Origin of the sequence: Mycolicibacterium smegmatis (genome assembly GCF_001457595.1) — a bacterium.
Lineage (GTDB): Bacteria > Actinomycetota > Actinomycetes > Mycobacteriales > Mycobacteriaceae > Mycobacterium > Mycobacterium smegmatis.
Genome location: NZ_LN831039.1, coordinates 1,582,875 through 1,609,243, shown reverse-complemented (window position 1 = coordinate 1,609,243; position 26,369 = coordinate 1,582,875). Strand labels below are relative to the sequence as shown.

Annotated in this window: 25 protein-coding genes and 1 pseudogene; 10 read left to right on the top strand and 16 right to left on the bottom strand. The window is 67.0% G+C overall.

What is annotated here, in order from left to right:
- Positions 1 to 29 precede the first annotated feature (29 nt).
- Entirely contained in the window at positions 30 to 1,280 is a 1,251-nt protein-coding gene (locus AT701_RS07435; RefSeq protein WP_014877073.1) for a cytochrome P450, read from the top strand.
- A gap of 103 nt (positions 1,281 to 1,383) precedes the next feature.
- On the top strand, positions 1,384 to 2,634 hold the full coding sequence (locus tag AT701_RS07430) for a cytochrome P450 (RefSeq protein WP_003892816.1): 1,251 nt from the start codon (positions 1,384 to 1,386) through the stop codon (positions 2,632 to 2,634).
- On the opposite strand, the gene AT701_RS07425 is transcribed toward AT701_RS07430, so the two are convergent.
- A complete protein-coding gene (locus AT701_RS07425) occupies positions 2,600 to 3,235 on the bottom strand; it encodes a TetR/AcrR family transcriptional regulator (protein WP_003892815.1) in 636 nt (211 codons plus the stop codon). The two genes, AT701_RS07430 and AT701_RS07425, sit on opposite strands and share 35 nt — an antisense overlap.
- 88 nt (positions 3,236 to 3,323) lie before the next feature.
- On the opposite strand from AT701_RS07425, the gene AT701_RS07420 reads away from it, so the two are divergent.
- Entirely contained in the window at positions 3,324 to 4,898 is a 1,575-nt protein-coding gene (locus AT701_RS07420; RefSeq protein WP_058125561.1) for an MFS transporter, read from the top strand.
- On the opposite strand, the gene mftG is transcribed toward AT701_RS07420, so the two are convergent.
- The 7 genes from mftG to mftA all read right to left on the bottom strand — a co-directional run bounded on the left by mftG (position 4,885) and on the right by mftA (position 11,361).
- Positions 4,885 to 6,300 carry a mycofactocin dehydrogenase MftG gene (gene mftG, locus AT701_RS07415; RefSeq protein WP_058125560.1) on the bottom strand — a complete coding sequence of 472 codons (1,416 nt, stop codon included), beginning with the start codon at positions 6,298 to 6,300 and terminating at the stop codon, positions 4,885 to 4,887. The two genes, AT701_RS07420 and mftG, sit on opposite strands and share 14 nt — an antisense overlap.
- Before the next feature lie 9 nt (positions 6,301 to 6,309).
- Positions 6,310 to 7,722, bottom strand: coding sequence for a mycofactocin biosynthesis glycosyltransferase MftF (mftF, locus tag AT701_RS07410; protein ID WP_058125559.1), 1,413 nt, complete (start codon positions 7,720 to 7,722; stop codon positions 6,310 to 6,312).
- A complete protein-coding gene (gene mftE, locus AT701_RS07405; protein WP_058125558.1) occupies positions 7,719 to 8,462 on the bottom strand; it encodes a mycofactocin biosynthesis peptidyl-dipeptidase MftE in 744 nt (247 codons plus the stop codon). Before mftE ends, mftF begins: the two co-directional genes overlap by 4 nt.
- 121 nt (positions 8,463 to 8,583) lie before the next feature.
- Positions 8,584 to 9,777, bottom strand: coding sequence for a pre-mycofactocin synthase MftD (gene mftD / locus AT701_RS07400; RefSeq protein ID WP_058125557.1), 1,194 nt, complete (start codon positions 9,775 to 9,777; stop codon positions 8,584 to 8,586).
- Positions 9,778 to 9,779: 2 nt separating this feature from the next.
- Positions 9,780 to 10,958, bottom strand: coding sequence for a mycofactocin radical SAM maturase (gene mftC, locus AT701_RS07395; protein ID WP_011727659.1), 1,179 nt, complete (start codon positions 10,956 to 10,958; stop codon positions 9,780 to 9,782).
- Positions 10,955 to 11,263: a mycofactocin biosynthesis chaperone MftB gene (gene mftB / locus AT701_RS07390; RefSeq protein ID WP_003892808.1), complete on the bottom strand. Its 309-nt coding sequence runs from the start codon at positions 11,261 to 11,263 to the stop codon at positions 10,955 to 10,957. Before mftB ends, mftC begins: the two co-directional genes overlap by 4 nt.
- Positions 11,264 to 11,265: 2 nt before the next feature.
- The gene (gene mftA / locus AT701_RS34090; RefSeq protein ID WP_029104568.1) at positions 11,266 to 11,361 is read right to left on the bottom strand and encodes a mycofactocin precursor MftA; all 96 of its coding nucleotides are present in this window, start codon (positions 11,359 to 11,361) and stop codon (positions 11,266 to 11,268) included.
- Positions 11,362 to 11,456: 95 nt separating this feature from the next.
- Between mftA and mftR the strand changes: the two genes are divergently transcribed.
- On the top strand, positions 11,457 to 12,059 hold the full coding sequence (gene mftR / locus AT701_RS07380; protein WP_011727658.1) for a mycofactocin system transcriptional regulator MftR: 603 nt from the start codon (positions 11,457 to 11,459) through the stop codon (positions 12,057 to 12,059).
- Here the strand turns inward: mftR and AT701_RS07375 are convergent, their stop codons facing one another.
- On the bottom strand, positions 12,060 to 12,770 hold the full coding sequence (locus tag AT701_RS07375; RefSeq protein ID WP_003892805.1) for a phytanoyl-CoA dioxygenase family protein: 711 nt from the start codon (positions 12,768 to 12,770) through the stop codon (positions 12,060 to 12,062).
- A gap of 112 nt (positions 12,771 to 12,882) precedes the next feature.
- Here AT701_RS07375 and AT701_RS07370 point away from each other — a divergent pair, with 112 nt between their 5' ends.
- Together AT701_RS07370 and AT701_RS07365 are read left to right on the top strand one after the other, a co-directional pair.
- Positions 12,883 to 13,407 carry an RNA polymerase sigma factor gene (locus tag AT701_RS07370; protein WP_003892804.1) on the top strand — a complete coding sequence of 175 codons (525 nt, stop codon included), beginning with the start codon at positions 12,883 to 12,885 and terminating at the stop codon, positions 13,405 to 13,407.
- Positions 13,404 to 14,687, top strand: a complete 1,284-nt coding sequence (locus AT701_RS07365) for a VOC family protein (RefSeq protein WP_003892803.1) — start codon at positions 13,404 to 13,406, stop codon at positions 14,685 to 14,687. Before AT701_RS07370 ends, AT701_RS07365 begins: the two co-directional genes overlap by 4 nt.
- A gap of 64 nt (positions 14,688 to 14,751) precedes the next feature.
- Here AT701_RS07365 and AT701_RS07360 read toward each other — a convergent pair whose 3' ends face one another.
- Together AT701_RS07360 and AT701_RS07355 are read right to left on the bottom strand one after the other, a co-directional pair.
- On the bottom strand, positions 14,752 to 15,939 hold the full coding sequence (locus AT701_RS07360) for an NAD(P)/FAD-dependent oxidoreductase (RefSeq protein WP_011727657.1): 1,188 nt from the start codon (positions 15,937 to 15,939) through the stop codon (positions 14,752 to 14,754).
- 69 nt (positions 15,940 to 16,008) lie between these two features.
- Positions 16,009 to 16,455, bottom strand: coding sequence for an Rv2324 family transcriptional regulator (locus tag AT701_RS07355; RefSeq protein ID WP_011727656.1), 447 nt, complete (start codon positions 16,453 to 16,455; stop codon positions 16,009 to 16,011).
- A 113-nt stretch (positions 16,456 to 16,568) separates the two neighbouring features.
- On the opposite strand from AT701_RS07355, the gene ddaH reads away from it, so the two are divergent.
- From ddaH to AT701_RS07335, 4 genes are read left to right on the top strand one after another with little or no spacing between them, the layout of a single operon-like run.
- Complete coding sequence (ddaH, locus tag AT701_RS07350; protein WP_081319412.1) at positions 16,569 to 17,456, top strand: dimethylargininase; 888 nt, start codon at positions 16,569 to 16,571, stop codon at positions 17,454 to 17,456.
- Positions 17,453 to 18,721: an ornithine--oxo-acid transaminase gene (rocD, locus tag AT701_RS07345; RefSeq protein WP_011727654.1), complete on the top strand. Its 1,269-nt coding sequence runs from the start codon at positions 17,453 to 17,455 to the stop codon at positions 18,719 to 18,721. Before ddaH ends, rocD begins: the two co-directional genes overlap by 4 nt.
- 27 nt (positions 18,722 to 18,748) lie before the next feature.
- Positions 18,749 to 20,254, top strand: coding sequence for an amino acid permease (locus AT701_RS07340; RefSeq protein WP_058125556.1), 1,506 nt, complete (start codon positions 18,749 to 18,751; stop codon positions 20,252 to 20,254).
- Between the two features lie 58 nt (positions 20,255 to 20,312).
- Positions 20,313 to 21,194, top strand: a complete 882-nt coding sequence (locus AT701_RS07335) for a universal stress protein (protein WP_058125555.1) — start codon at positions 20,313 to 20,315, stop codon at positions 21,192 to 21,194.
- A 40-nt stretch (positions 21,195 to 21,234) separates the two neighbouring features.
- Here AT701_RS07335 and AT701_RS07330 read toward each other — a convergent pair whose 3' ends face one another.
- The 5 genes and pseudogenes from AT701_RS07330 to AT701_RS35635 all read right to left on the bottom strand — a co-directional run bounded on the left by AT701_RS07330 (position 21,235) and on the right by AT701_RS35635 (position 26,345).
- Positions 21,235 to 22,086: a mycofactocin-coupled SDR family oxidoreductase gene (locus tag AT701_RS07330; protein WP_011727651.1), complete on the bottom strand. Its 852-nt coding sequence runs from the start codon at positions 22,084 to 22,086 to the stop codon at positions 21,235 to 21,237.
- A 59-nt stretch (positions 22,087 to 22,145) separates the two neighbouring features.
- Positions 22,146 to 23,393, bottom strand: coding sequence for an arginine deiminase (gene arcA / locus AT701_RS07325; protein WP_058125554.1), 1,248 nt, complete (start codon positions 23,391 to 23,393; stop codon positions 22,146 to 22,148).
- 26 nt (positions 23,394 to 23,419) lie between these two features.
- Positions 23,420 to 24,865, bottom strand: a pseudogene (locus AT701_RS07320) (basic amino acid/polyamine antiporter).
- Positions 24,862 to 25,533: a Na+/H+ antiporter NhaC family protein gene (locus tag AT701_RS35640; RefSeq protein ID WP_223496113.1), complete on the bottom strand. Its 672-nt coding sequence runs from the start codon at positions 25,531 to 25,533 to the stop codon at positions 24,862 to 24,864. Before AT701_RS35640 ends, AT701_RS07320 begins: the two are co-directional and overlap by 4 nt.
- Complete coding sequence (locus AT701_RS35635) at positions 25,434 to 26,345, bottom strand: Na+/H+ antiporter NhaC family protein (RefSeq protein WP_014877060.1); 912 nt, start codon at positions 26,343 to 26,345, stop codon at positions 25,434 to 25,436. Before AT701_RS35635 ends, AT701_RS35640 begins: the two co-directional genes overlap by 100 nt.
- Positions 26,346 to 26,369: the final 24 nt, after the last annotated feature.

The following is a 26,369-nucleotide window of genomic DNA, read 5'->3' as shown; positions in this document are numbered from 1 at the left end:
TCAAGTTCAGCCCGAGTGAGGTTCCAGATATGAGCACCCCGGTTATCAACGACGCTGCCCGAGTGCTGGCCGAGCCGAGAGCGTATGCCGACGAACCGCGGCTGCATGCCGCGCTCGCCGAGCTGCGCTCGCAGACCCCCGTTGCCTACGTCGACGTGCCCGGCTACTACCCCTTCTGGGCAATCACCAAGCACGCCGACGTGATGGCGATCGAGCGCGACAACGAGCTGTTCATCAACGCCCCGCGGCCCATGCTGATCACCAAGGAGAAGGACGATCTGGCCAAGGCCAACCTCGCCGCGGGCGGCGGCATCCGCACCCTGATCCACATGGACGACCCGCTGCACCGCGACATCCGCAAGATCGGCGCCGACTGGTTCCGCCCGAAGGCGATGCGGGCGCTGAAGGAACGCGTGGACGAGCTCGCCAAGATCTACGTCGACAAGCTGGTGGAGAAGGGTCCGGAGTGCGACTTCGTCCAGGAGGTCGCGGTCAACTATCCGCTGTACGTGATCCTGTCGCTGCTCGGCCTGCCCGAATCGGATTTCGACCGGATGCTCAAGCTCACCCAGGAGCTGTTCGGCAACGACGACGACGAGATGGGCCGCGGCAGCAGCGCCGAGGAGCTCAACGCGGTCATCCTGGACTTCTTCAACTACTTCACCGAGCTCACCGCCGATCGCCGCGCCAACCCGACCGAGGATCTGGCATCGGCGATCGCCAACGCCAAGCTCAACGGCGAGTACCTCAACGACGTCGACTGCCTGTCCTACTACGTGATCGTCGCCAGCGCCGGACACGACACCACCAGCGCGGCCATCTCCGGCGGCCTGCTGGCCCTGACCGAGAATCAGGATCAGCTCGCGCGTCTCAAGGCCGACATGAGCCTTATGCCGCTGGCGACCGAGGAGATCATCCGTTGGTCCGCCCCGGTCAAGGAGTTCATGCGCACCGCCACGCGCGACACCGAGGTGCGCGGCGTGCCGATCAAGGAGGGCGAGTCGGTCCTGCTGTCGTACGTCTCGGCCAACCGTGACGAGGAAATCTTCGAGAACGCGGACAAATTCGACGTGGGCCGCGACCCCAACAAGCACCTGTCATTCGGCTACGGCGTGCACTTCTGCCTGGGCGCGGCACTCGCCAGGATGGAGATCAACAGCTTCTTCACCGAGCTCATCCCCCGGCTGGAGTCCATCGAACTGGCCGGCGACCCGGAGTTCATGGCGACGACGTTCGTCGGCGGCCTCAAGCACCTGCCGATCCGGTACTCGGTGCGCTGACACCGTTGCGCGTGGCCCGGGTCTCAAATCTCAGAGAACCGTAAGCCCGATCACATACACTGCGCTTGACACCCGTCAAGCGCAGTGTTGTGTGAGGAGCCGAATGAGCACGCCGACCATGGATGACGCCGCCAAGGCGTTGGCCGACCCGACCGCTTATGCCGACGACGCAAGGCTGCACGAGGCCTTGGCCCGGCTGCGGGCCGAGAACCCGGTGGCGTGGGTGGACCAGGCGCCGTATCGCCCGTTCTGGGCGATCACCAAGCACGCCGACATCATGGCGATCGAACGCGCCAACGATCTGTGGCTGTCGGCTCCCCGGCCGCTTCTGGCGACCGCTGAGGCCGACGACCTGGGCCGGTCGCAGCAGGAGATGGGCATCGGGCTGCGCACGCTGATCCACATGGACGACCCGCACCATCGGAAGGTGCGCGCCATCGGCGCCGACTGGTTCCGCCCGAAGGCCATGCGCGAGTTGAAGGTTCGCGTGGACGAACTGGCCAGGATCTACGTCGACAAGATGCGCGAGATCGGCCCGGAGTGCGACTTCGTCACCGACATCGCGGTGAACTTCCCGCTGTACGTGATCCTGTCGCTGCTCGGCCTGCCCGAGGAGGATTTCGGGCGCATGCACATGCTGACCCAGGAGATGTTCGGCGGCGACGACGACGAGTACAAGCGCGGGACCACGGTCGAAGAACAGATGGCGGTACTCACCGACTTCTTCAATTACTTCTCGGCCCTGACCAATTCGCGACGTGAGAACCCGACCGATGACCTGGCGTCGGCCATCGCCAACGGTCGCGTCGATGGTGAACTGATGTCGGACATGGACACGTTGTCCTACTACGTCATAGTCGCGAGCGCGGGCCACGACACCACCAAGGACGCGATCTCGGGCGGTCTGCACGCCCTGATCGAGAACCCGGGTGAACTCGCGCGACTCAAGGCCGATCCGGGCCTCATGGGCACCGCGGTCGAGGAGATGATCCGGTGGTCCACACCGGTCAAGGAGTTCATGCGCACGGCCGCCGAGGACACCGAGGTGCGCGGTGTGCCGATCGCCAAGGGCGAATCCGTCTACCTGGCATACGTTTCCGGCAACCGCGACGAAGAGGTTTTCACCGACCCGTTCCGCTTCGACGTCGGCCGTGATCCCAACAAGCACCTCGCGTTCGGGTACGGCGTGCACTTCTGCCTGGGCGCGGCCCTGGCCCGCATGGAGATGAACAGTTTGTTCAGCGAATTGCTGCCGCGCCTGGATTCGATCGAATTGGCCGGTGAACCAGAGCTTTCCGCGACGACGTTCGTCGGCGGGCTCAAGCACCTGCCGATTCGCTATTCGGTTCGCTGACCGTGCGGCGGTGGGTGGCCAGGAAGCCGTCCACCGCCGATCGCACACACGCCGCGTAGTCGAACTCGGGCAGCGTGCTGAGCTTGCCCAGCACGATGGGCCCCAGCAGCAACGCGGCGGCCTGCGCGCGGTCCACGTGTCCCAACTCCGCGCGGGCCTCCGGGCTGGTGAAGATCGCCTCGAACGGCGCGGCGTACTGCTCGGCCACCCGCTCGCGCAGTGACAGCACCTCCGGACTCGCGCTCAACGGCAGATGCTCCATGTCGGCACCCAATGCCAGCCACGACATCGCGGTCACGGTGACGGGGGCCTCGGCGATGAGTTCGGCCTGCGCCGACACCAGCGCGATGAGCCGGTCCCGCAGCGTGCCCTCCTGTGGTGGTGTCGGCGCGGCGGGTATCAGCTGGCGGAATGCCGCCGCCAGCAAGTCGTTTCCGCTCGGGAAGTGGCGGTAGAGCGTCGCCCTGGCGACGTTGGCCGCGCGGGTCACCGCGTCGACGGTGACCGCGCTCGGCCCACCGGAGCGCAACAGCGCCGTGGCCGCCTCCAGCAGTCGCGCCCGCGAGCGCGCCGGACGCGGATCGTTGCTTCCGGGCGTCATGGTGCCTCACCTCCATCGACAAAACAAGACTTACCGTCTCGCTACGAGACTGTTAGTCTCAAAACTCCACCTGACGAAGGAAGCTCTCATGACTGACGCCCTCGTCGAGCCCGGCCAGAATATCGACTCGCGCATGGCCGAGCTCTCGGTTCGCCAGCGTTACTGGCTGCTGATCGTCGCGTGCCTGGACGTCTCGCTCGTGATCTCCTCGATGGTCGCGCTCAACGCCGCGCTCCCCGACATCGCGACCCAGACCTCGGCGACACAGGCACAGCTGACGTGGGTGATCGACGGATACACGCTGGTGCTCGCGTGCCTGCTGCTGCCTGCGGGAGCGGTCGGCGACCGGTACGGTCGCCGCGGTGCGCTGCTGATCGGGCTCGCAATTTTCAGCCTGGCATCGGCCGCACCCCTGATCTTCGACAGTCCCGTTCAGCTGATCGTTGCCCGCGCGGTGGCCGGGGCGGGTGCGGCGTTCATCATGCCCGCGACGCTGTCGTTGCTCACCGCGACGTTCCCGAAATCGGAGCGCAACAAGGCCGTTGGCGTCTGGGCCGGCGTGGTCGGATCCGGCGCCATCGTGGGTTTCCTGGTGACGGGCGGTCTGCTGCACTTCTGGACGTGGCAGTCGATCTTCGTCACCTTCACGATCGCCTCGGTCGGGTTGTTCATCGTGACCTGCACGGTGCCCTCCTCACGCGACGACTCGGCCGCACCGCTGGACTGGCTCGGCGCCGCGCTCATCGGTACCGCGGTGGCCGCGTTCGTGTTCGGTGTTGTCGAGGCTCCGGTGCGCGGGTGGACGCATCCGTCGGTGTGGGGCGCGATGGCGGGCGGTGTCGCGCTGGCCGCGGCGTTCACCGCCGTGCAGTTGCGGCGCACCCACCCGCTGCTCGATGTCCGCCTGTTCCGCGACCCGAATTTCGCGACGGGCTCGGCGGGGGTGACGTTCCTGTTCTTCGCGACCTTCGGGTTCTTCTTCGTGAGCATGCAGTACATCCAGCTGATCATGGGTTACAGCCCGATTGCGACGGCTATCGCCTTGTGCCCCTTGGTCGTACCCATCTTGGCGTTCGGCGCCACCACGCACCTGTACCTGCCGCTGCTCGGCCTGCGCCTCACGGCATTCCTCGGCCTGCTGGTCACCGCGGTGGGGTTGTGGTGCATGTGCACACTCGAAACAGGTTCCACCTACTTCGATTTCGCCTGGCCACTGTTCATCATGAGCATCGGTGTCGGGCTGTCCACAGCACCGGTGACGTCTGCCATCATGGGCGCGGCACCTGACGAGAAACAGGGTGTCGCGTCCGCGGTCAACGACACCACGCGCGAGATCGGCGCGGCGCTCGGCATCGCGGTGGCCGGTTCCGTGCTCGCAGCGCAGTACGAGAGGCATCTCTCGCCCGCACTCGGCGCGATGCCCGAGGCCGTACGCGGACCCGCGCTCAATTCACTCGCCGAGGCGCTCACGGCGGCTGAGCACATGGGACCGCAGGGTGCCGAACTGGCCCAGACGGCCCGGCAGGCGTTCGTGGACGCGACCGGTTCGGCCGTGATCATCCTGGGTTCGGTTGTCGCGGTGGCCGCGGTGCTGACCGGGATCTGGGGACCCGGGCGCGACGGGCAACAGCTGCGGGTGATCCGCCGGCTCAGGTCGCGATGAACTCGGCGGCGCGGTGGCCGATCATCGCGATCGTCGCGTGCGGCCCGCGGCTGGTGATGGCGGGCATGATCGAGCCGTCGACCACCCACAACCGCTCGACACCGAGTACCCGGCACGTCGGGTCCAGCACGCCTTGCCCGTCGGCACTCAGCGGCGCGGTCCCCGCGAGGTGCTGCGAAGTCGACCAGGAGGCCTCCCCCACTTTGACTGCGTGACTTACCAATTCGCGGGCAAGTTCGGCGCCCGCGCGCAGCGCGTCGACATCCCCTGCGACCGTGTCGTAACGGTGTTCGATGATCGGGGGCACGGCCGGATCCGCCGACGCGAGACGCACCCTGCCCCGTGAATGCGGACGCATGAGCGCGACACCGAGATGTGGGAGTTCGGCCGGGTCGTGTTCGGGCCCGTGCACCAGCGCCGAGAAACCCGCGGTGTAGGGCCGGATCTCGATGCCGTCGGCCGTGGTGAGCACGGCTTCCAGCGGCGGCAGGTCATGTGTGGGGGTCCAGGCCACCGGCAGCACCCACTCCGGGTGGTCGACTGTCGCCGTCCCCACAGGTAGGTTCGCCGCCACCGCGATCCCGTGGGCCGCCAAGTCGCCCACCGGCCCGATGCCTGAGAGCAGCAACAGATGTGCCGAGCCGATGGCCCCGGCGGACAACACGATTCGATCTGCGTACAGGATCGCACCGTCGACGCATTCCACACCCACCGCGGCATCATGCTCGACCAGCACGCGACGCACCCGGGTGTCGGCGCGCAGATGCAGATTGGGCCGGTCGAGTGCGGGCTGCAGGTAGGCGCCTCCGGGTCCGAGACGGGTTCCGCCGTCGATGTTCAGCGGCACCGCGCCAACGCCGGGTGGCAACGCCGCGTCGGCATCCGACCCGTTGAGATCGTCGATCCAGCCATACCCCGCGGCGGATACGGCGTCGACGAATGCCGCGGTGCAGCCGTCGAATTCGCGGACCCGGCGCACCTTGATCGGACCTTCGGAGCCGTGCAGCGCGGTGGCGAAGTCGAGGTCGGTCTCGATCGCACGGAAATGGGGCAGCACATCGTCCCAGCTCCATCCGGGAACCGCCCACGCGGTGAAGTCGGTGGGCAGGCCGCGACAGAAATAGCCACCGTTGACCGCTCCGGAGCCGCCGACCACCGAACCGCGGATGATCTCGGTGCGCCGCGGCGGATCCTCGGTCAGCGTCGACGCATAGTGCCGCACCACCGAGCTCGCGGCGCCGATGGGTAGCCGCACGCCGTCGGTGATCTGCGCGGCCACCCGCGGATCCGACGGTGCCGGACCGGCCTCGACCACCGTGACCTGACAGCTCGGGTCCACCGAAAGGCGTTCGGCCAAAACCGATCCGGCGCTGCCCGCGCCGACGATCAATACGTCACTCAAAGTCGGCGGCTAACTCCGCACCTGGGGCTTGAGCGCGCCGAGGTGACGCTCGCGCACCACGCCGGTCCACAAACCGGTGCCGTAGGCGATGTCGTCCAGTCGCTTGAGCACGATGTGGGTGAGCAGTCCGACCGGTTTGGTGTCGTCGTCGGCGTTGCCGCGTCGCGTCACCCAGTCGACCACACCGTCCACCACCGCGGCCACCAGCACCGCGTGCCGCGCCCGGCGGAACAGCATCGCCGCGATCATCGCGATGGGCCAGTAGTGACGACAGATCGCCGAACACAACTGCAACGCCGACGACCACAGGCCGTGGGCGGCGACCACCGCGACCTCCTTGGGTTCGGTTTCGACGACGCTGAGTGCCCGCGCGATGCGGGTACCCGCGAACACCGCCGCCGCGAGCGAAGCGAGGTAGCCGAAGAACGAGCCCACCCCGAGCATCAGCCACACCATCAGTGTCCAACCCGAGATCACCAGCGGCGAGGTCTTACCAGGGTGGCGCACCGTCAGAGGAGCGGCGGATGTTCCGTAGAATGCCTTGCGGTGGAACCACGCTCGCAGGTTGGTGCGGTGATCGTGCGCCACCAGGGCGATCGGTTCGTAGCGCAGACGGGCGCCTGACTCGACGAGGCGCCAGCACAGGTCGACATCCTCCCCCGAGTGCATGGTCTCGTCGAACCCGCCCACTTCCACGAGCGCCGACCGCCTGCAGATGATCGCCGCGCTCGGCACGTACGACACCGTGCCGTGCGGCACCACGGGCGCCTCGCGCACCCCGAGGTCCAGCGAGGACCGGACGGACTCGTACCGGGCCACGATGTTGTCGGCGTTGTGCAGACCCACGATGCGGGGCGCCACCAGCGCCACGGCCGGATCGCAGAAATGCCCGAGCAGCGCTTCGAGCCAACCGCGTTTGGGCACGACGTCGGAATCGAGGAACGCCACGAAATCCGTCTCGCACGCCGCGAGGCCGGTGTTACGCGCGGCCGCGGGGCCGTTGCTGCGGGTGTGCCTCAGTACCTGCACGTCGCAGTGCATGCCGGAGAAGTCGGACGGTTGCACCGGGATCGCCGAGCCGTCGTCGACCACGATCACTCGCAGCCCGCGCAGTGCCGCCATCAGGCGGTGCAGGCCGGATGCGTTGTCCCGTACGGGGACAACCACTGTGACGTCCAGATGGGACGGCCCGCTGGCGGGCCGCGGATGGGCGACGGTCGCGTCGAGCAGGGTTCGCGCGAGTTGCGCGGACACCGCGTCGTGAACCTCCAGGCGCCCCCCGCTGAGCATGTTCTGGGCCGTCGGCGCCAACCGCAGCAGGCGGGTCGGTGAGCCGCCCAGCAACGCCGCGCCCTCCCCGAGCACCTTGACTCGGCGATCCACCTGCACGGCAAAACCGTCGGGCAGTCTCGGTCCGGTCATGTCAGCAATCCGTTCCGGTCGGGCTGCCACCGCTTGATCCGGTCGGCGCAGCCGTTGACCATCTCAGCAAAGATACGCTCCCCTTCGGTGGCTGTCGCGGTCGTCGGGTCACCCAGAATCCCGAGTTCGCTGACGGCCGCGACACCGCCGCTGCGCATGCGTGGCATCAGCTCCCCCAACGGGGCCGTATTACCGCACACGAGCTCATCGGTCAATACATCATCGGGTGAAATATGTAGCAGTACGGACGTTTCGGTTTGGCCCGCGTGCGCGTCGGCGTCGGGCACGCTGCACGGTACCCAGCCCGTGTCGCGTCCCTCGTAGCGCAGCAGCGCGACGGCCGCGGCGAGGGCCTCGACGTTACCGCCGTGACCGTTGACGAAGACGATACGAGACGCCCACTTCGACGCCGACCTCCCGTATTCGACCAGCAAAAGCTCCAGCGCGGCGGTCCCGATCGAGACGGTTCCGGGAAATCCCTCGTGCTCGCCGCTGGCGCCGTAGGCCACCGGAGGGGCCACCACCGCCGCGCGGTCGGCGGGCGCACCGAACTGCTCGACCACGGTGCCGGCCACAGCTGCCGCGATCCTGGTGTCGGTGTCCAGCGGCAGGTGCGGACCATGCTGTTCGGTGGAACCAACCGGGACAAGCAACATCGGCACCGTGCTGTGTAGCTGCCTCGTCGTCGAGTTCCCGAGCCCGCTGGGAGAAGCCACGTGCCGATGGTAAGCCGAATTCACCTGGCGTGCGCCAGATGTTCGCGCATACGCAGTGTTCGATTTCCCGTCAGTTTCCGTGCGCAAGAGGGGGCGCATCCCGTGCGCCCCTTCTGCCACCCCTGTCACGCCCCGCGGGAGGACCTCACGAACCGGATGCGGGCGGTACACCCAGCGCGCGGGTGAAGCCCTCCGGCACGAGGATGTCCTCGGGAACCAGATCGTGGATCGACGAACGCCCCAGGCCCATCAGCGCCGAGTCGATACCTCCGCGCAGGATGTCGAGCACATTCTCGACCCCGGCCTGCCCCTCGGCGGCCAGACCCCACAGGTAGGCGCGTCCGATCATCACCGCACGCGCACCCAGCGCGACAGCCTTGACGACATCGCTGCCGCGGCGGATGCCACCGTCGAGCAATACCTCGACCTGGTCGCCGACCGCTTCGGCGATCACCGGCAGGGCGCGAATGGCCGCGGGTGTGCCGTCCAGGTTGTTGCCACCGTGATTGGACACCGAGATCGCCGAAACGCCCGCGTCAACAGCACGTTTGGCGTCGTCGACGCGGATGACGCCCTTGAGCATGAACGGCCCGTCCCACTGCTCGCGCAGCCAGGCGATGTCCTCCCACGTCGGCGGGGGCGTGCCCATCCACTCGCCGTAGGCCTGAAAGAACGGCGGGCCGTCCTCGCCGCGCGCCCCCTGGTTGGGCACCCGAAGGTTCGGCGGACGCATGGTCTTGCCCCACTGCCACAGCCAGCGCGGCTTGGTCAGCGCCTCGGGCATCATCGTGACCATCGTCTTCAGATCCATCTTCTCGGGGATCTTGGGACTCCCCCAGTCACGGCCGTGACTGAAGCTCCAGTCGGTCGTGACGATCAGACCGACGGCACCCGCTGCCTTCGCGCGCTCGGCACGAGCGAGGATCGCGTCACGGTCACCCAGCCAGTAGATCTGGAAGAAGATCTTGTCGTTGACCGCGACGACCTCTTCGATCGGCTTGCTGGCAAACGAGGACAGACCCATAGCGGTACCGCGCGCGGCGGCGGCCCGAGCAACCGCGACCTCGCCGTCGGGGTGCACGGCCTGCACGCCCGTCGGCGAGATGATGACCGGCAACGAAATCTGTTGGCCCATCACGGTGGTGGCCATGTCGCGCTTCTCGGGCGCACCCACCACGTGCGGTGCGAAACCGAGCTCGGCGAACGACTCGACGTTGTCGGTGACCGTCACGCCCTTCTCGCTCGCGGAGATGAGCGAGGAATAGACGGATTTCGGAAGCCGCTTGCGGGCCCTTTGCTGGGCGATCGCAACGGTCTCGAACCAGATGTCTCGTGCCATGTTCACACCGGACTTTCGTTGCAGAACCGGGCCGGGGGTTTGGTCAGCAGCTTCAACGCCACCGGCCCTTGTTTGGTGCCCCGCGAGTGGTCACCGCTGGGCTTGGGTTTGACGCGTTCCTTCTCCAGTGCCGGGGCGCCCCAGCCCTCGACGCATTCGGGGTCGGGGCCGTCGAGCGGCAGCCCCGTGAAGAACTTGGCGGCCATGCAGCCACCGCGGCAGGCGTCGAAGTGCCCGCAGCTTGCGCAGGCACCGGCCGACTGCGGTTCGCGCAGTTCGCGGAACAGCTCGGAGTGCTGCCAGACGTTCTGGAAACCACCGTCGGACAGGATGTTTCCGGCCAGGAACTTGTCGTGGATCGCGAACGGGCAGGCGTAGACGTCGCCGACCGGGTCGATCAGGCACACCACGCGGCCTGCGCCGCACAGGTTCAGACCCGCGAGCGCACCCGGTGCGCCGAGCCCGGACAGGTGGAAGAACGAGTCGCCGGTGAGCACACGGTCACCCTTGGCCACGAGCCAGTCGTACAGCTGGCGCTGCTGTTCGGCGGTGGGATGCAGATCGTCCCACACATCGGCGCCCCGACCGGACGGCCGCAGCCGCGTGATGCGCAGTGTGGCGCCGTAACGTGCTGCCAGCGCGGCGAATTCGTCGAGCTGGTCGACGTTCTGCCGCGTGACGACCACCGAGATCTTGGCGTCGGTGAAGCCTGCGTTGCTCAGGTTCTCCAGCGCGCGCACGGCCATGTCGAACGAGCCCTTGCCGCGCACGGCGTCGTTCACCTCGGCGTTGGCGCCGTCCAGCGAGATCTGGACGTCGACGTAGTCACTGGCCGCGAGCTTCGCGGCGACCTCGGGCGTGATCCGAACGCCGTTGGTGGAGAACTTGACTCCGACGTGGTGTGCGGTGGCGTAGTCGACCAGCTCCCAGAAGTCCGAGCGCACGGTGGGCTCGCCGCCGCCGATGTTCACGTAGAACACCTGCATGCGTTCGAGCTCGTCGATGATGTCCTTGCACTGCTGCGTCGACAACTCCCGCGGGTCGCGCTTGCCCGACGAGGACAGGCAGTGGACACACGCGAGGTTGCACGCGTAGGTGAGCTCCCAGGTGAGGCAGATCGGCGCGTCGAGTCCGCGCTCGAACTGTTCGACCAACCGGGGCACGGGCTGAACTGAAGTCATTGCGATCCTTCGGGATTCCCGGGTACGAGCATGTTCGACTGCACGAGCACGCCAAGTGCGTGCAGATAGGGCGCTTGCTGATCGTCGGCGACCCCCGCGGCGCACAGCGCCGACCGGGCGTCGGGGTGGTCAGCCAGCGAGTTGACCACCTCGACGACCGTTCGGTTCTTCAGGAACGACAGCTTGCGCGTCCCGAAGTGGTACAGCAGGGCGCCGAACGGCTCCGGCCGAACCGCGACCTGATGGTGCAGACGCCAGCTCACATCCGGGTCGAAGGTGATCTGTTCGGCGACCTGAGTGGACACGGTCAGTAGACCCCGCACATACCGTCGATCGAGACCTCTTCCACGAGAGTCTCGGTGACGAGTTCGGTCTCGGCCTCGACGTGCTGATTCGGTTCCATGTGGACTCCCTTTCGTCGCGTATGGTCTCGACAGTTGTGATCGAGATCGCAAATATATGGCATCGAGTGCCAGAATGGAAGAGGGGGTGTGAGAGATGTCCGAGGGTTCCCGCGCGGGGCGTCGCCGCTCCACCACGCAGGACCACATCGCCGGCGTGGCGATCGATCTGTTCGCGGCCCGAGGGTTCGACGCGGTCAGCGTCGACGACGTCGCGGCCGCCGCGGGCATCTCGCGACGGACCCTGTTCCGGTACTACGCCTCCAAGAGCGCCATCCCGTGGGGTGATTTCGACTCACACCTGCAGCACCTGCAGAACCTGCTGAGGACCCTCAGCTCCGAGGTGTCACTCGGCGACGCCCTGCGCGAGGCACTGCTGACCTTCAACACCTACGCCGACCACGAGATGGCCGAGCACCGGCAGCGTATGCGCGTGATCCTGGAAACCGAAGAGCTGCAGGCGTATTCGATGACCATGTACGCCGGCTGGCGTACCGTCATCGCCGAGTACGTCGCCGACCGCCTCGGCATGTCCACCACGGATCTGATGCCGCAAACCGTGGCGTGGCTGATGCTCGGCGTCGCGCTGTCGGCCTACGAGAACTGGCTGGCCGACGAGTCGGTGTCACTTCGCGGTGCCATCGCCGCCGCGTTCGAGGTGGCCCGCCCCGGTCTGGATGCGCTGCAACCCGCGCACTGATCACTCGGGATGCCAGGCGCTGACCAGCGGTCCCGAACGGTCGGGACTCAGCGGCTCGGTCAGCATGATCGGCGTCTGCGCCATGAAACGTGGCCGCGTGCCACGGTGTTCGTCGGCGGCATGCACCGTGAACGGGTGCACCAGGTACATGTCCCCTGCCTGCCCGGTGGCCGTTGCGACCGGACGGTCCGCACTCGCGCGGTCCAGCAGCGGGCCCGAGGCCGTGAATTCGACGGGTTCGGGGCCCAGCACGGCCGCGGCGTCGCGGTGCGATCCCACGCGGATACGCGTCGGCGCGTCGTCGGGCCCCACCTCTGAGAGCAGGGTCAGCAGCAGCATGGTGTGCGGCCTGCCGGTCACCGCCCAGGTGCCGTCGTCCACGGGGGTGTTCGCGTCGATGTGCCAGCCCCGGTCATCTGCGGCAGGCAGGACCGGAAAACGCACGGGGATGTTTCCCAGCACGAAACGCCGCACCCATCCACCGGGTCCGCACAGCTGATCGAGGGCTTCGATCAGCACGGGACTGCTGGTCAGCCGGCCGAACGGGCCCGCATTGGTGAAGTCGTTGGTCCACACCACAGGCTCGGTCCACGGACCGTCCGGTGAGAGACCGATGCGCTCCCACAGCAATTCCCTTGCCGCGTCAGCGACCTCGACATCGACGACCCGTGTCAGTTTGACGAATCCGTCACGCGTGAATTGCTCGATCATCGAACCCAGCCTGGCCCAAACCGGCCACGGTCGCGAGCCATTTTTCGGGTGCTCGAGAAAATTTTCGCCCGAGGACCGTCGGAGTTCGGCGTCCTGACGCGACGATAAGGGTGTGAGTGCCGAAACAGATGCTCCGCGGGCACTGCTGAGGCTCTACGACGAGGCCTTGCCGGTGGTGTACGGATACTTCGTCCGGCGCTGCGGTGACCGCGGGACCGCCGAGGATCTGACGTCTGAGACGTTCCTCGCGGCCATGGATGCCGCGCGCAAACCGTCGCCGCCGCCCATGACGGTGCCGTGGCTGATCGGCGTGGCACGGCACAAGCTCGCCGACCACTACCGCCGCAGGCACGACCGGTTCAGCGTTCCCGTGGCGGAACTGCCCGAACCGGACGACCCGGCCGACAACTGGGACGCCGCCGTGGACCGCATCGTCGCCGAGGCTGTGCTGGCACGGTTACCCGAGCAGCATCGCACCGTACTCGCGCTGCGCTACATGGACGACTGTTCGGTGCCCGAGTGCGCCGAGCTCATCGGTCGCACAGTGCACGCCACCGAGGCCCTTCTGGTACGGGCCCGCAAGGCATTTCGAGCGCAGTACCCACGGGACTCACAGTCGGAAGGAGGAGCGCCGTGAACGCAGATCACGACCCGCTGACCGTGCTGCACCAGCACGACGAGCCTCCGGTTGCCCCGGACCCGGAGTTCGTGGCGCGGTTGCGCGCACGTCTGGAGGCGGCACTCACACTCCCCAACCGAACCGAAGGAGTCGTCATGACCGGCACCGATACCGCCATCGCAGAACTCAAGTCGCCGTCGCAGGCGGCGCCGCGCCCTGCGGTGATCTCCTACCTCACCGTCGCCGACGCCCGCGCGGCCATCGGTTTCTACGTCGACGCACTCGGCGCACGTGTGCTCGGCGATCCGATCGTGATGGACGACGGACGCATCGGCCACGCCGAACTGTTGCTCGCAGGCGGCGTGCTCTACCTCGCCGACGAATTCCCCGAAATCGGCCTGAAAGCCCCTGCACCCAACGCTGTCTCGGTGAGCCTCATGTTGTCGGTACCTGACACCGACGCCGCGCTCGCGCGGGCCGCGGCACATGGCGCCCGGGTGCAGCGCGAACCGTACGAGGACCACGGCACGCGCAATGCCACCTTCATCGACCCGTCCGGTCACCGCTGGATGCTGTCCGGGCCGGTGGGTGTTCGCGTACCGGTCGAGGCGATCCGGCACGGTGACGTCGGCTACGTCTCGGTGTGGGTGCCCGACGCCGACCGGGCCGCCGCGTTCTACGGACACGTCCTCGGCTGGACCTACGACCCGGCCACCCGTCAGGTCACCAACACGCAGGAGCACATCGGCATCTTCAGTGTCGCGGGAGCACCCACGATGTTCTGCTGTTACGCCGTCGACGATCTGGACGCGGCCCGCCGGGCGATCACCGCCGGTGGCGGCACGCCCGGCGAGGTGCGGGAGTCCGAGTTCGGAACCGTGCTGGACGCGACCGATCCGGCGGGTACGGCGTTCGCGGTGTTCGAGCCCGTACCGGGCACACCGCGGCCTGCGGTCAACGGCACTGGGCCCGGGTCACTTTCGTACATCACCTACAACGTGCCGGATTCCGCGGCGTTCAAGGAGTTCTACGGCCACGTCCTGTCCTGGACGTTCGAACCGGGCCGTATCGCCGACGGCTGGGGCGTGCAGAACTGCCAACCGATGTCGGGCATGGCCGGTGGAAGCGACCGCGCCACAACGGTGCCCATGTGGACCGTCGCCGACATCGACGCCGCGGTCACGCGCGTACGCGAGGCCGGCGGCACAGTGATCAGCGCACCGGCGCGGCAACCGTACGGGCTGATGGCCGAATGCACCGACGATCAGGGCGCCCGCTTCTATCTGGGCGAGTTCTGAGTAGGCGATTTGTGGAGTTTTCCGTGCGCTGAGCGCCGGTAAAACTCCACAAATCGCTGCGGCGTCAGCCGCCGAGGACCTCGGCAATTGGCGCACCGGCGGCGATCTTGCCGCGGGTCTTCATGACCTTGCCGGGCATGCCGCCGCCGACCACGCCGACGAGCACGCCGTCACGCTCGTAGTAGGCCAGGAACTTGCGACCGTCGTCCTCGACGATGTGGACGGTGTCGTCGGATTCCGGCTCGCCGAGGCACTGGATCTTGACGTCGTACTGGTCGCTCCAGAAGTACGGCACCGACACGACGGCCGAGGCCTCCTGCCCCAGCAGCGCGGGCACCATGGCACGCGCCTGGTCGGCGACATTGCTCCAATGCTCAACGCGCACTTGACCACCCACGTGATCGCGCCATGACGCGACGTCACCGATCGCCCACACGTGCGGCGCACTCGTGCGTCCCACCTCGTCGCACACGACACCGTTGTCCACCTCGATGCCGCTGCCTTTTAGCCAGTCCACCGACGGGCGTGAGCCGATGCCCACGATCACCAGGTCGGCCTCCAGTTCCGTGCCGTCGGCGAGCACCACGGTCTCGACGTTCTGGGTGCCGCGCACCTCGGTCACGCCGACGCCGCAGCGGACGTCGACGCCCTCGGCCCGGTGCAGGCGGGTCACCAGCGCACCGATCTTCTCGCCCAGCACCGACGCCAGCGGGGTCGGCTGCGGTTCGACCAGCACCACGTCGACACCGAGCTTGCGCAGGCTCGCCGCGACCTCACAGCCGATGAAGCCGGCACCGATCACCACGGCACGCGAGGCCTTCCTGGCGTCCTCACGCAGCGCCATGCTCTCGTCGTAGGTGCGCAGCACACGGATCCCCTGCAGATCGGGGAACGAACCGATCCGCTTGGGCACCAGCCCGGTGGCGATCACGAGTTCGTCGTAAGGAAGTTCGCTGCCGTCGGCAAGCCGGACGGTCTGGGCGGCCGTGTCCACCGACTGCGCACCCGACCCGAGCCGCAGGGTGATGTTGTTCTCTTCGTAGAACTCGGCCGGCTTGAGCGTGACGTCGTCGTTCTCCGCGCGCAGGACTTCCTTCGACAGCGGCGGACGGTCGTACGGCAGATGGTCCTCGTCGCTGACGATGGTGATCGGCCCGGCGTACTCCGAACGGCGCAGCTGTTCGGCAGTCCGGGTGGCGGCCAGGCCACCACCGACGATCACGATGCCCGCAGAATGCGCTGAAGTGGTCACGAGGGCTTTTTACACGATCGACAGGCGCAGGTGTGCGTCACCCCACAGCTAACCAATTGATCTTGATGGTCAACCACGTGCACGTTCGATGATGTTCGACAGGACGACGATGCTCTCGCTGCGCTCGATGTCGGCCGAGGCCCGGATGCGTTCCAGTGCCTCCTCCAGGTGGCGCATGTCGCGGGCCAACACATGCAGGATGGCGTCGGCGGTTCCGGTGACCGTGGCCGCGCCGACCACCTCGGGGATGTCCACCCACGCCGCCCGCAGTTCGTCGGGCGCGATGGTGCCGTGGCAGAACACCTGCACGTACGCCTCGGTGTTCCAGCCCAGAACGTTGCGGTCGACGACGGTCGTGAAACCGCGGATGACGCCGTCGGCCAGCATGCGGTCCACACGCCTCTTGACCGCCGGGGCCGACAGGTTCACCTGCGCTCCGATCTCGGCGTAGGTGGCCCGCGCATCCTCGGCGAGAACGCCCAGAATCCGCTCGTCCGTCTCGTCCACCCGGGGCATATCCACTCCTGTGCAAGAAATCGACGCGAATGTGTTCCAGACGCAATATATCGCTGTATATCGCGCAAGTTCTCACGATTGATTGCGTGATCAGGGGTTCATATCGTCGAATCATGACGATTTCCGACGATGTCATCTGGAATGACCGTGTCCGCCCGGATCAGCACGGCCCCTCGGCTGACGTCGCCGCTCCGCCGGCACGCAGGTCCACCGTCCGCCACTACGCCATGACCGCTCCCGACCACTTCACCGTCGAATACGCCATCAATCCGTGGATGGACGTCACGACCCCGGTGGACACGCAACGCGCGCTTGACCAGTGGCGCGCACTGCACGACATCTACCGCGACCTCGGCCACACCGTCGACCTGGTGCCGCCGCGGGCGGGCCTGCCCGACATGGTCTACGCCGCCAACGGCGGATTCATCGTCGGGCGCACGGCCGTGATCGCGCGCTTCGCCTACCCGCAGCGCGCACCCGAGGCCGACGCGTACGCCGAGTGGGCGGCCGCCCTCGGGCTCGACCCCGTCTTCACCCAGCACGTCAACGAGGGTCAGGGCGACCTGCTGCTGGTCGGTCCGAACCTGTTGGCCGGGTGGGGGTTCCGCACCGACCGCCGCGCGTACGACGAGATCGCGGCGATCACCGGGCTTCCGGTCGTCAGCCTTGAGCTTGTCGACCCGCGGTTCTATCACCTCGACACCGCGCTGGCGGTGCTCGACGACACCACCGTCGCCTACTACCCGCCGGCCTTCAGCCCCGACTCGCGTCGTCGCCTGCAGGAGCTGTACCCCGACGCGATCGAGGTGGCCACCGCCGATGCCTACGTGCTCGGTCTCAACGTGGTTTCCGACGGGAAGAACGTGGTGATGCCGGCGGCGGCAACGGGTTTCGCCGAGCAATTGCGTCACGCCGGCTTCGAACCGATCGGTGTCGACCTCACCGAACTCCTCAAAGGCGGCGGATCCGTCAAATGCTGCACATTGGAGCTGCACCCATGACCATCCTGGACAACGTGAACCATGGCCTGGACCCCCACGACGCCGGGGCGGCCGCCACCTCCATCGCTGAGGCCATCGCACTCGACGACCGCTACGTCGCGCACAACTACTCGCCGCTTCCCGTGGTGGCGGCGAGCGCCGAGGGTGTCTGGATCACCGACGTGACAGGCCGTCGCTACCTGGACTGCCTGGCCGCCTATTCGGCGGTGAACTTCGGGCACCGCAATCCCGAGATCGTCGCGACCGCGCACGCGCAGCTCGACCGGCTGACCCTGGTGAGCCGCGCGTTCCACTCCGATCAGCTCGGCCCGTTCGCCCAAGCACTGGCCACACTGTGCGGCAAGGACATGATCCTGCCGATGAACAGCGGCGCCGAGGCCGTCGAGAGCGGCATCAAGGTGGCCCGCAAGTGGGGCACCGACGTCAAGGGTGTCGCAGCAGGCCAGTCGAACATCGTGGTGGCGCGCAACAACTTCCACGGCCGCACCACCACGATCATCAGCTTCTCCGACGACGAGACCGCGCGCCGCGGGTTCGGCCCGTACACCCCCGGTTTCCGGTCCGTGCCGTTCGGTGACGCCGCCGCGGTGGCCGATGCCATCGACGACAACACGGTCGCGGTGCTCCTCGAACCGATCCAGGGCGAGGCGGGCATCATCGTGCCGCCGCCGGACTTCCTGCCCCGGGTGCGTGAGATCTGCACGCAGCGCAACGTGCTGATGATCGCCGACGAGATCCAGTCCGGCCTGGCGCGCACCGGCCGCACCTTTGCGTGCGAACACTGGGGCGTGGTGCCCGACGTCTATCTGCTGGGCAAGGCCCTCGGCGGCGGCGTGGTGCCGCTGTCGGCCGTGGTCGCCGACCGCGACGTGCTCGGCGTGTTGCACCCCGGTGAGCACGGGTCGACGTTCGGCGGCAACCCGCTGGCCACGGCGATCGGCAGCACCGTGGTGGCCATGCTCAGGCGTGGTGAGTTCCAGCAGCGCTCAACCGAACTCGGTGCGCACCTGCACGCGCGCCTGCAGGACCTGATCGGCCGCGGGGTGCTCGCGGTGCGGGGCCGGGGGCTGTGGGCCGGGGTGGACATCGATCCGGCGCTCGGCACCGGCAAGGAACTCAGCGTGGCGCTCGCCGAGCGCGGCGTCCTGGTCAAGGACACACACGGTTCGACGCTGCGGTTCGCCCCGCCGCTGGTCGTCACGTCCGAAGAGATCGATTGGGCGGTTGACCGATTCGCCGACACCCTGGCGGAGGTGCGCCGATAATCGCTTGATCGGCACCTAGGAGGCACCATGTTAGCCCCGCCCACCAGCATGGCCGGTCAGATGATGCGACGCCGGCCCGTCATCGGCGCCCCGGTCGCCCACGGTGCGTCCGATCATCTCAAGCGAAGTATCGGCACCTTCCAGCTGACGCTGTTCGGCGTCGGCGCGACCGTGGGCACCGGCATATTCCTGGTGCTGCAGGAAGCCGTGCCGGAGGCCGGTCCGGCGGTGCTCGTCTCGTTCGTCCTGGCGGGTGTCGCGGCCGGTCTGTCGGCGCTGTGTTACGCCGAGATGGCCTCGGCCGTGCCGGTTTCGGGGTCGACGTACTCCTACGCCTACACCACGATGGGCGAGTTCGTGGCAATGGGTGTGGCGGCCTGCCTGCTCCTGGAGTACGGCGTCTCGATGTCGGCGACCTCGATCGGCTGGGGCGGCTACCTCAACCAGTTGCTCGACGATGTGTTCGGTTTCCGCATACCGCAGGCGCTCACGTCGGCACCGTGGGGCGAGAACCCCGGCATCATGAACCTGCCCGCCACGCTGCTGATCGTGATGTGCGGATTGCTGCTGATCCGCGGAGCGAGCGAATCCGCGCTGGTCAACACCATCATGGTGATCATCAAGCTCGCGGTGCTCGCGTTGTTCGTCGCGGTCGCGTTCACGGCGTTCACCACCGACCACTTCGCCGGGTTCTGGGACAAGGGCTTCGCGGGCATCACGGCCGCCGCGGGCTCGATCTTCTTCACGTTCATCGGTCTGGACGCGGTCTCCACGGCAGGCGACGAAGTGAAGAACCCGCAGAAGACCATGCCGCGCGCGATCCTCGGCGCGCTGGTGGTCGTCGCGTCGGTCTACATCCTGGTGGCGTTCGCCGGGTTGGGCACGCAGTCGGCCGATGAGTTCGGTTCCGAGGAACAGTCCGAGGCCGGGCTGGCGGTGATCCTCACGAACATCCTGCACGGCCAGACGTGGGCCAGCACGATCCTGTCGTTCGGCGCGGTGATCTCGATCTTCTCGGTGACGCTGGTGGTGATGTACGGCCAGACGCGCATCCTGTTCGCGATGGGCCGCGACGGTCTGCTGCCGTCGATGTTCGCAAGGGTGAACTCGCACACCATGACCCCGATCAACAACACCATCGTGGTGGCGCTGGTGACTGGCACACTCGCGGGCTTCGTGCCGCTGGACTACCTGTGGGATCTGGTGTCGATCGGAACCCTGGTGGCGTTCATCGTGGTGTCGGCGGGCGTGGTGCTTCTGCGGGTGCGCGAACCGGACCTGCCGCGCTCGTTCAAGGTGCCGGGTTATCCGGTGACGCCGGTCCTTTCGATCATTGCGTGTCTGTTCGTGTTGTACGGACTGCCGGCGGTCACGTGGTTGTGGTTCAGCGTGTGGGTCGGTGCGGTGCTGCTGTTCTACCTGCTGTGGGGCCGACGCCACAGTGCGCTCAACGACGGCGGCGACGGGTACATCCCAGGTGCGGCCGCTGGTGAGGACGATGTCATGACAGGGCATCCGGAGGATCGCGCATGACGGCGCAGCGAGGAGCGAAGGCGGATCGCACGGCGCACGGAGCGAAGGCGGATCGCGCATGACGGTCGTGGTGGGTTATCTGACCGGCAAGGCGGGTGCGTCGCCGCTGCACCTCGCCGTCGGCGCGGCACACACGCTGCAGACCTCACTCGCGGTCGCGACCGTCGTCCCGCGTCCGTGGATGACACCGTCGCCGGCGCGCATCGACGCCGAATATGCCCAGTACGCAGCGCAATTGGCGTCGACATCGGCCGAACAGGCCCGCCAGGTGATCTCCGAGCTCGACAGTGAACTCGAGGTCACCTTCCACAAGTTCGCGCACCGGTCGGTGTCGGACGGACTGATGGAAGCGGTCGAATCGCTGAACGCAGAGGCCCTGGTGCTGGGCTCGGCTGCGGACGGCAAGCTGGGGCAGGTGGTGGTCGGTTCGACGGCCGACCGGTTGCTGCACTCGTGCCCCGTTCCGTTGGCGGTCAGCCCGCGCGGCTACCGCCGCCCGAAAAGCGGTGGGCTGTCACGGATCACGGTGGCCTACCCGGGAACCCGCGACGCCGTCGACGTCGTCGAGCGCATCGCGGCCCTCACACAGCGGTTGGGTGTCACGATGCGTGTGGTGACGTTCGCAGTGCGTGGTCGCAGCATGTATCCACCGCTGGTCGGGCTGAGCAAGGAAGACCTCATCCTGCAGGAATGGATCGAGCAGGCACAGGATTCGCTGCGCCGGCTGGCCACCGACGGCGTCATCGGCGAGGACGTGGAGGTCGTCGTCGCCAGCGGCAGCGCGTGGGACGAGGCGCTGGACTCGATCGAGTGGATCGAGGGCGAGGTCCTGGCCATCGGCACGTCCCCTGCGGGCGCCGTCCGGCGTGTGTTCCTCGGCGAACGCGGTACGAAGATCCTGCGCTACAGCCCTGTTCCGGTGCTCGTCCTACCGGGCTGACCGGGTCCCGTATCCCTCGCGAGAGATTTCTGGCGGGAACTCAGTACTTCATGACGCCGCGGTCGACGGCGATCTGGCTGCCCGACAAGGTCGCCGAGCCGTCGCCGGCGAGCCAGGCCACCACGTCGGACACCTCTTCGGGGGTCATGAACGTCGAAAGCCCTTCGGCGCCTTCGCCGACCGGCTGGTACGGCATGGGCGCGAAGCTGTGCAGGTAATTCGGGTACTTCGCGAACACCTGCGCCATGGCCTCGGGCTCGATCATGGGCGTGTCGATCGAGTAGGGGTGGATGGAGTTGACGCGGATCCCGTACTCCCCCACCTCGAGAGCCAGCGAGTTGGTGAGCGCGACGAGCCCGTGCTTGGAGGCCGCGTAGTGCCCGTTGCCGGGCGTGGCCTTGAGCCCGGCCGACGAGCTGACGATGATGATCGACCCGCCGTTGCCCGCCTCGATCATCGCGGGCACGGCCGCGCGGATGGTGCGCCACGTGCCGTTGAGGTTGACGTCGACGACGGTGTCCCACTGTTCGGGCGACATCTCGAAGATGCGTCCCCAGCTGAGCACGCCCGCGTTGGCCACCACGATGTCGAGCCGGCCGAACTGCTCGACACCGTCGGCGACCACCTGCTGCTGGGCCGCGAGGTCACGGATGTCGACCTCGCGCGCGAGGACCTTGCGCCCGGTCGCCTCGACCGCGGCGACGGTCTCGGCGAGATCCTCCGGTGTCGCCGACGGATAGGTGATGGTGTCGTCGACGGGTGCGCACACGTCGATGGCGATGATGTCGGCGCCCTCGTCGGCCAGTCGCACGGCATGCGCCCGTCCCTGGCCGCGAGCCGCCCCGGTAACGAACGCCACGCGTCCTTCCAGCGTTTTACCAACTGTCGCCATCCCCGGTCCTTTCTCGATGTGCGACCAGGCTACAGCGAAACTAGAACGTGTTCTAGTACCTACCAGTCGAGAGGGTCGCGGATGATGGGGCAGGTCATGCAGTGCCCGCCGCCGCGCCCGCGGCCCAATTCCGCGCCGACGATCGTGATGACCTCGATACCGGCCTTGCGCAGCAGCGAATTGGTGTGCGTGTTGCGGTCGTACGCGAGCACCACACCCGGTTCCACCGCGACGAGGTTGTTGCCGCTGTCCCACTGCTGCCGCTCGGAGTCGTACCTCGTACCACCGGTTTCGACGACGCGGAGTTCCGCCAGGCCCAGCGCGTCGGCCACGACCTCGACGAACGGCTTGGTGGCCTCCTCCACCTCGACGCCGGGATCCCGGTCGCACGGATGCAACACGAACGTCTGGATCGAGTCGACGATCTCGGGGTAGATGGTGACGACGTCGCGATCGGCGAAGGTGAACACCGTGTCCAGGTGCATGGCCGACCGCAGCTTCGGCATGCCGGCGACGATGACCTTCTCGGCGGCGCCCTCGTCGAACAGTTCGGCCGCGACCTGCGTGATGGCCTGCCGCGATGTACGTTCGCTCATCCCGATGAGTACCACGCCGTTGCCCGGCACCAGCACGTCGCCACCCTCGAAGGTCGCGAGTCCCCAGTTCGCCTCGGGGTCACCCCACCACACTCTCGAGTCGACGTAATCAGGGTGGAATTCGTAGATGGCCTTCATCAGCAGGGTCTCGTCGTGCCGGGCCGGCCAGAACAGCGGGTTGAGTGTGAGGCCGCCGTAGATCCAGCAGGTGGTGTCGCGCGTATAGAGCGTGTTGGGCAGCGGCGGCATCAGGTACTCGGTGACGCCGTTGGCCTCGCGCGCCAAAGCCCGGTAGCCGGACTTCATCTCGGGCGGGAGATCGCTGATCGACATCCCACCGATCAATAACTCGGTGAGCCGGCGCGACGTCAGCGAGTTGAGGAATCCGCGTGTGTCATCGACCAGCCCGAGCCCCACCTCGTTGGGCGTGATCTTGCGGTCCAGCAGCCAGTCCTTGGCTTCCGGGATGTCCATGGTCTCGCTTAGCAGTTCGTGCAGTTCGACGACCTCGACGTCGCGGTCGCGCATCTTGTCCATGAAGTCGAAGTGGTCGCGGCGCGCGTTCTGCACCCACAGCACGTCGTCGAACAGCAGGTCGTCGCAGTTGGTCGGCGTCAGTCGTTCGTGGGCCAGACCGGGCGAGCACACCAGCACCTTCCGTAGTTTGCCTACCTCGGAGTGCACGCCGTACGCGTCGGAGGGGTTGCTCATGGAAGGTCCTTTCATCGTGTGGGACTTCAAATCTGGATTCCGCCGGAGATCAGCCCGTAGAGCCCTCCGATCGCGCCGAGGACGATGAGGCCGAACAGCACGGCCTCTGCCCGGGTGAACACCCGCAGGTTGCGCTCGCGGCGGGCCAACCAATACAGGACCGCGCCGCCCGCGTACAGGATGCAACTCAGCAGCAGGTGGTCCCACCCCGCGGCGTACAGCAGGAACAGCGTGTAGAACGTCGCGACTGCGGCGATGACCATGTCGGGCACCCGCGAGCGGTCACCGTCGTACGTTTCCCGTGTCACCGTGAGTTTCAGTGCGTACCCCGCGGCAAGAAGATACGGGATCAGAGCCAGCGCGGCGGTCAGGTCGAGCATGAAATTCAGTGCGTCGGAGGCGAACAGCAGCAGGATCAGCAGCAGCTGCACCAGGCCGCCGGCCATGATCAGTGCGGGAACCGGTGCACCGTTGCGGTTCTCGCGGGTCAGGAACCGCGGCATGTCCTCGGATTTGGCCGGGATGAACAACATCTCGGCCGCCATCAACGTCCACGCCAGGTAGGCCCCGAGCACCGACAGGATGACCCCGAGCCGGATGAACACCGAACCCCACTCACCCACAATGGATTCCAGCACCGACGCCATCGACGGTTGCGATATGCCGGCCAATTCGTCCTGCGACAGCACGCCGTAGGACGCCAGCGTCACCAACATGAACACCGAAAGCACCGACAGGAAACCGATGACCGTCGCACGTCCGACGTCCTCGCGTTAACGCGCGAACCGCGAGTACACGCTCGCCCCCTCGATGCCGAGGAACACGAACACCGTGATCAGCATGGTGCCCTTGGCCTGTTCGAACAGCGATGCCCACGAATAGTTTCCGTCGCCGCCCCAGAAGTTGCCGGTGAACACATCGGCCTTGAAGGCGATGACCGCGATCACGATGAACACCAGGATCGGGACGACCTTGGCCCAAGTGACGATGCGGTTGATCACCGCGGCCTGCTTCACACCGCGCAGGATCAGGTAGAAGAACAGCCATACGCCGATCGTCGAGCAGATGACCGCCAGCAGGGTGTCCCCGGCTCCTAGGGCGGGGAACAGCGCGCTCGTCGTCGCCATGATCAACACCCAGTACGACGTGTTGCCCGCGCAGGCCGACGCCCAGAACCCGAACGCCGAGTTGAACCCCATGTAGTCGCCGAAGCCCGCTTTCGCGTAGGCGAACAACCCGGCGTCGAGGTCCGGTTTCCGCGTCGCCAGGCGCTGGAACACGAACGCCAGCATCAACATGCCTGCACCGGCGATCGCCCAGGCGATCAGCGCGCCCGCGACCCCGGACTCGGCCCCGAACCGGCCGGGCAGCAGGAACACACCGGACCCGATCATCGAGCCGATGACCATCGCGGTCAGCGTGGGCAGGCTGACCTTGGTGTCCTTGACAGGTGATTCGGTGGTGGTCATCATGCCCCCTCGGATTCTGTGACCGGTTCCGCACGAACGACTTTGAAGCCGGTGTAGCCGTAGAACACACTCAGCGCGGGACTGGCGATGTTGAAGAGCGCGAACGGCAGGTACAACAGCGTCGGAACACCGAGAACCGCCCCCATGAATGCGCCGCACGAGTTCCACGGCACCAACGGCGACGTCACCGTCCCGCTGTCGGCGGCCAGACGGGACAGGTTTTGCGGGGCCAGCCCGCGCTTGGCGAACTCGACGCGGAAGATGCGGCTGGGCAACACCAGCGCTATGTACTGGTCACCGGCTGCGATGTTCAGCCCGAATCCGGTGCAGAACACCGAGAGATACAGGCGGCCGGTGGTTTTGGCCGCCGCGATCATGGGCTGGACCAAGCGGTCGATGAGACCGAATTTCTCCAGCAGCGCGCCGAACGTCACGGCCCCGATGATCAGCCAGATCGTCAGCAGCATGCTGTCCATACCGCCGCGCGACAGCAGTCGGTCGATGTCACCGATTCCGCTGTTGATGCTGAAACCGTTGGCCATCACCGTCCACACGGCCTGCACCGAGCCGATCACGTCTTGCGTGCTGGCCCCGATCTCGGTGACGAAGCCCGTGACGACGTCTCGTTGGAAGACCGCGGCCTGGGCGCCCGCGACCAGTGCCGAGGCCAACAACGCCAATGACGCGGGAACCTTCCGCACCACAGCACCACCAGAAACAGCAGTGGCACGAGGTTGACGGGGTTGATCCAGAAGATCTCCCCGAGTTTGGCGAGTTCGATGCTTTCCGGCACCGCATCGCGCACCGGCGGTCCCGCGACACCCAGCACGGTGAAGCCTGCCGCCGCGATCAGGAACGCCGGGACCGAGGTCCACGCCTGGCTGCGGATGTGGGTGTACAGGTCGACTTCCACCATCTGCGCGGTGAGGATCGTCGTCTCCGACAACGGTGAGAGCTTGTCCCCGAGGTAGGCGCCCGAGATCACCGCGCCCGCGGTGATCGCCGGTGAGACACCGAGCATCGTGGCGATGCCGACGAGGCCGACGCCGATGGTGCCCGCGGTGGTCCACGAACTGCCGATCGACATGGCCACCGCACCGCAAATCACCGCTGTGGCAACGTAAAAGTATCCCGGCGACAAAACGCCGAGACCGTAATACACCAACGTCGGGATGGTTCCGGACAGGTTCCACGTCCCGATCAGGGCACCCACAGCAAGCAGGATGAACAACGCGCTGGTGATCGACGCAAGCGCACCCTGCCCGGCCACCTGCACCGCGCTCCACGGGTTGCCGTTCTTCAGCGCGATCAGTGCCGCGACGGCACACGCCAGGATCAGTGCGACCTGTATCGGTCCGTCGAGCGCTTTGAGCCCGAAAAGCGCGACGGAACCGCCGATCAGGACGGTGAGTGCGACGAGCGGGATGACCGCGTCGGACAGCGAGGGTGACCGAACCTCGTGTGAAACCACCGGTTCGGACATCGCTCAGAGTTCCCGTGACGAACT

Coding starts and splice junctions, on each gene's coding strand:
- AT701_RS07435 (WP_014877073.1), top strand. CDS start 30: ATGAGCACCCCGGTTATCAACGACGCTGCCCGAGTGCTGGCCGAGCCG.
- AT701_RS07430 (WP_003892816.1), top strand. CDS start 1,384: ATGAGCACGCCGACCATGGATGACGCCGCCAAGGCGTTGGCCGACCCG.
- AT701_RS07425 (WP_003892815.1), bottom strand. CDS start 3,235: ATGACGCCCGGAAGCAACGATCCGCGTCCGGCGCGCTCGCGGGCGCGA.
- AT701_RS07420 (WP_058125561.1), top strand. CDS start 3,324: ATGACTGACGCCCTCGTCGAGCCCGGCCAGAATATCGACTCGCGCATG.
- mftF (WP_058125559.1), bottom strand. CDS start 7,722: ATGACCGGACCGAGACTGCCCGACGGTTTTGCCGTGCAGGTGGATCGC.
- mftD (WP_058125557.1), bottom strand. CDS start 9,777: ATGGCACGAGACATCTGGTTCGAGACCGTTGCGATCGCCCAGCAAAGG.
- mftC (WP_011727659.1), bottom strand. CDS start 10,958: ATGACTTCAGTTCAGCCCGTGCCCCGGTTGGTCGAACAGTTCGAGCGC.
- mftA (WP_029104568.1), bottom strand. CDS start 11,361: ATGGAACCGAATCAGCACGTCGAGGCCGAGACCGAACTCGTCACCGAG.
- mftR (WP_011727658.1), top strand. CDS start 11,457: ATGTCCGAGGGTTCCCGCGCGGGGCGTCGCCGCTCCACCACGCAGGAC.
- AT701_RS07375 (WP_003892805.1), bottom strand. CDS start 12,770: ATGATCGAGCAATTCACGCGTGACGGATTCGTCAAACTGACACGGGTC.
- AT701_RS07355 (WP_011727656.1), bottom strand. CDS start 16,455: ATGCCCCGGGTGGACGAGACGGACGAGCGGATTCTGGGCGTTCTCGCC.
- ddaH (WP_081319412.1), top strand. CDS start 16,569: ATGACGATTTCCGACGATGTCATCTGGAATGACCGTGTCCGCCCGGAT.
- rocD (WP_011727654.1), top strand. CDS start 17,453: ATGACCATCCTGGACAACGTGAACCATGGCCTGGACCCCCACGACGCC.
- AT701_RS07340 (WP_058125556.1), top strand. CDS start 18,749: ATGTTAGCCCCGCCCACCAGCATGGCCGGTCAGATGATGCGACGCCGG.
- AT701_RS07335 (WP_058125555.1), top strand. CDS start 20,313: ATGACGGTCGTGGTGGGTTATCTGACCGGCAAGGCGGGTGCGTCGCCG.
- AT701_RS07330 (WP_011727651.1), bottom strand. CDS start 22,086: ATGGCGACAGTTGGTAAAACGCTGGAAGGACGCGTGGCGTTCGTTACC.
- arcA (WP_058125554.1), bottom strand. CDS start 23,393: ATGAGCAACCCCTCCGACGCGTACGGCGTGCACTCCGAGGTAGGCAAA.
- AT701_RS35635 (WP_014877060.1), bottom strand. CDS start 26,345: ATGTCCGAACCGGTGGTTTCACACGAGGTTCGGTCACCCTCGCTGTCC.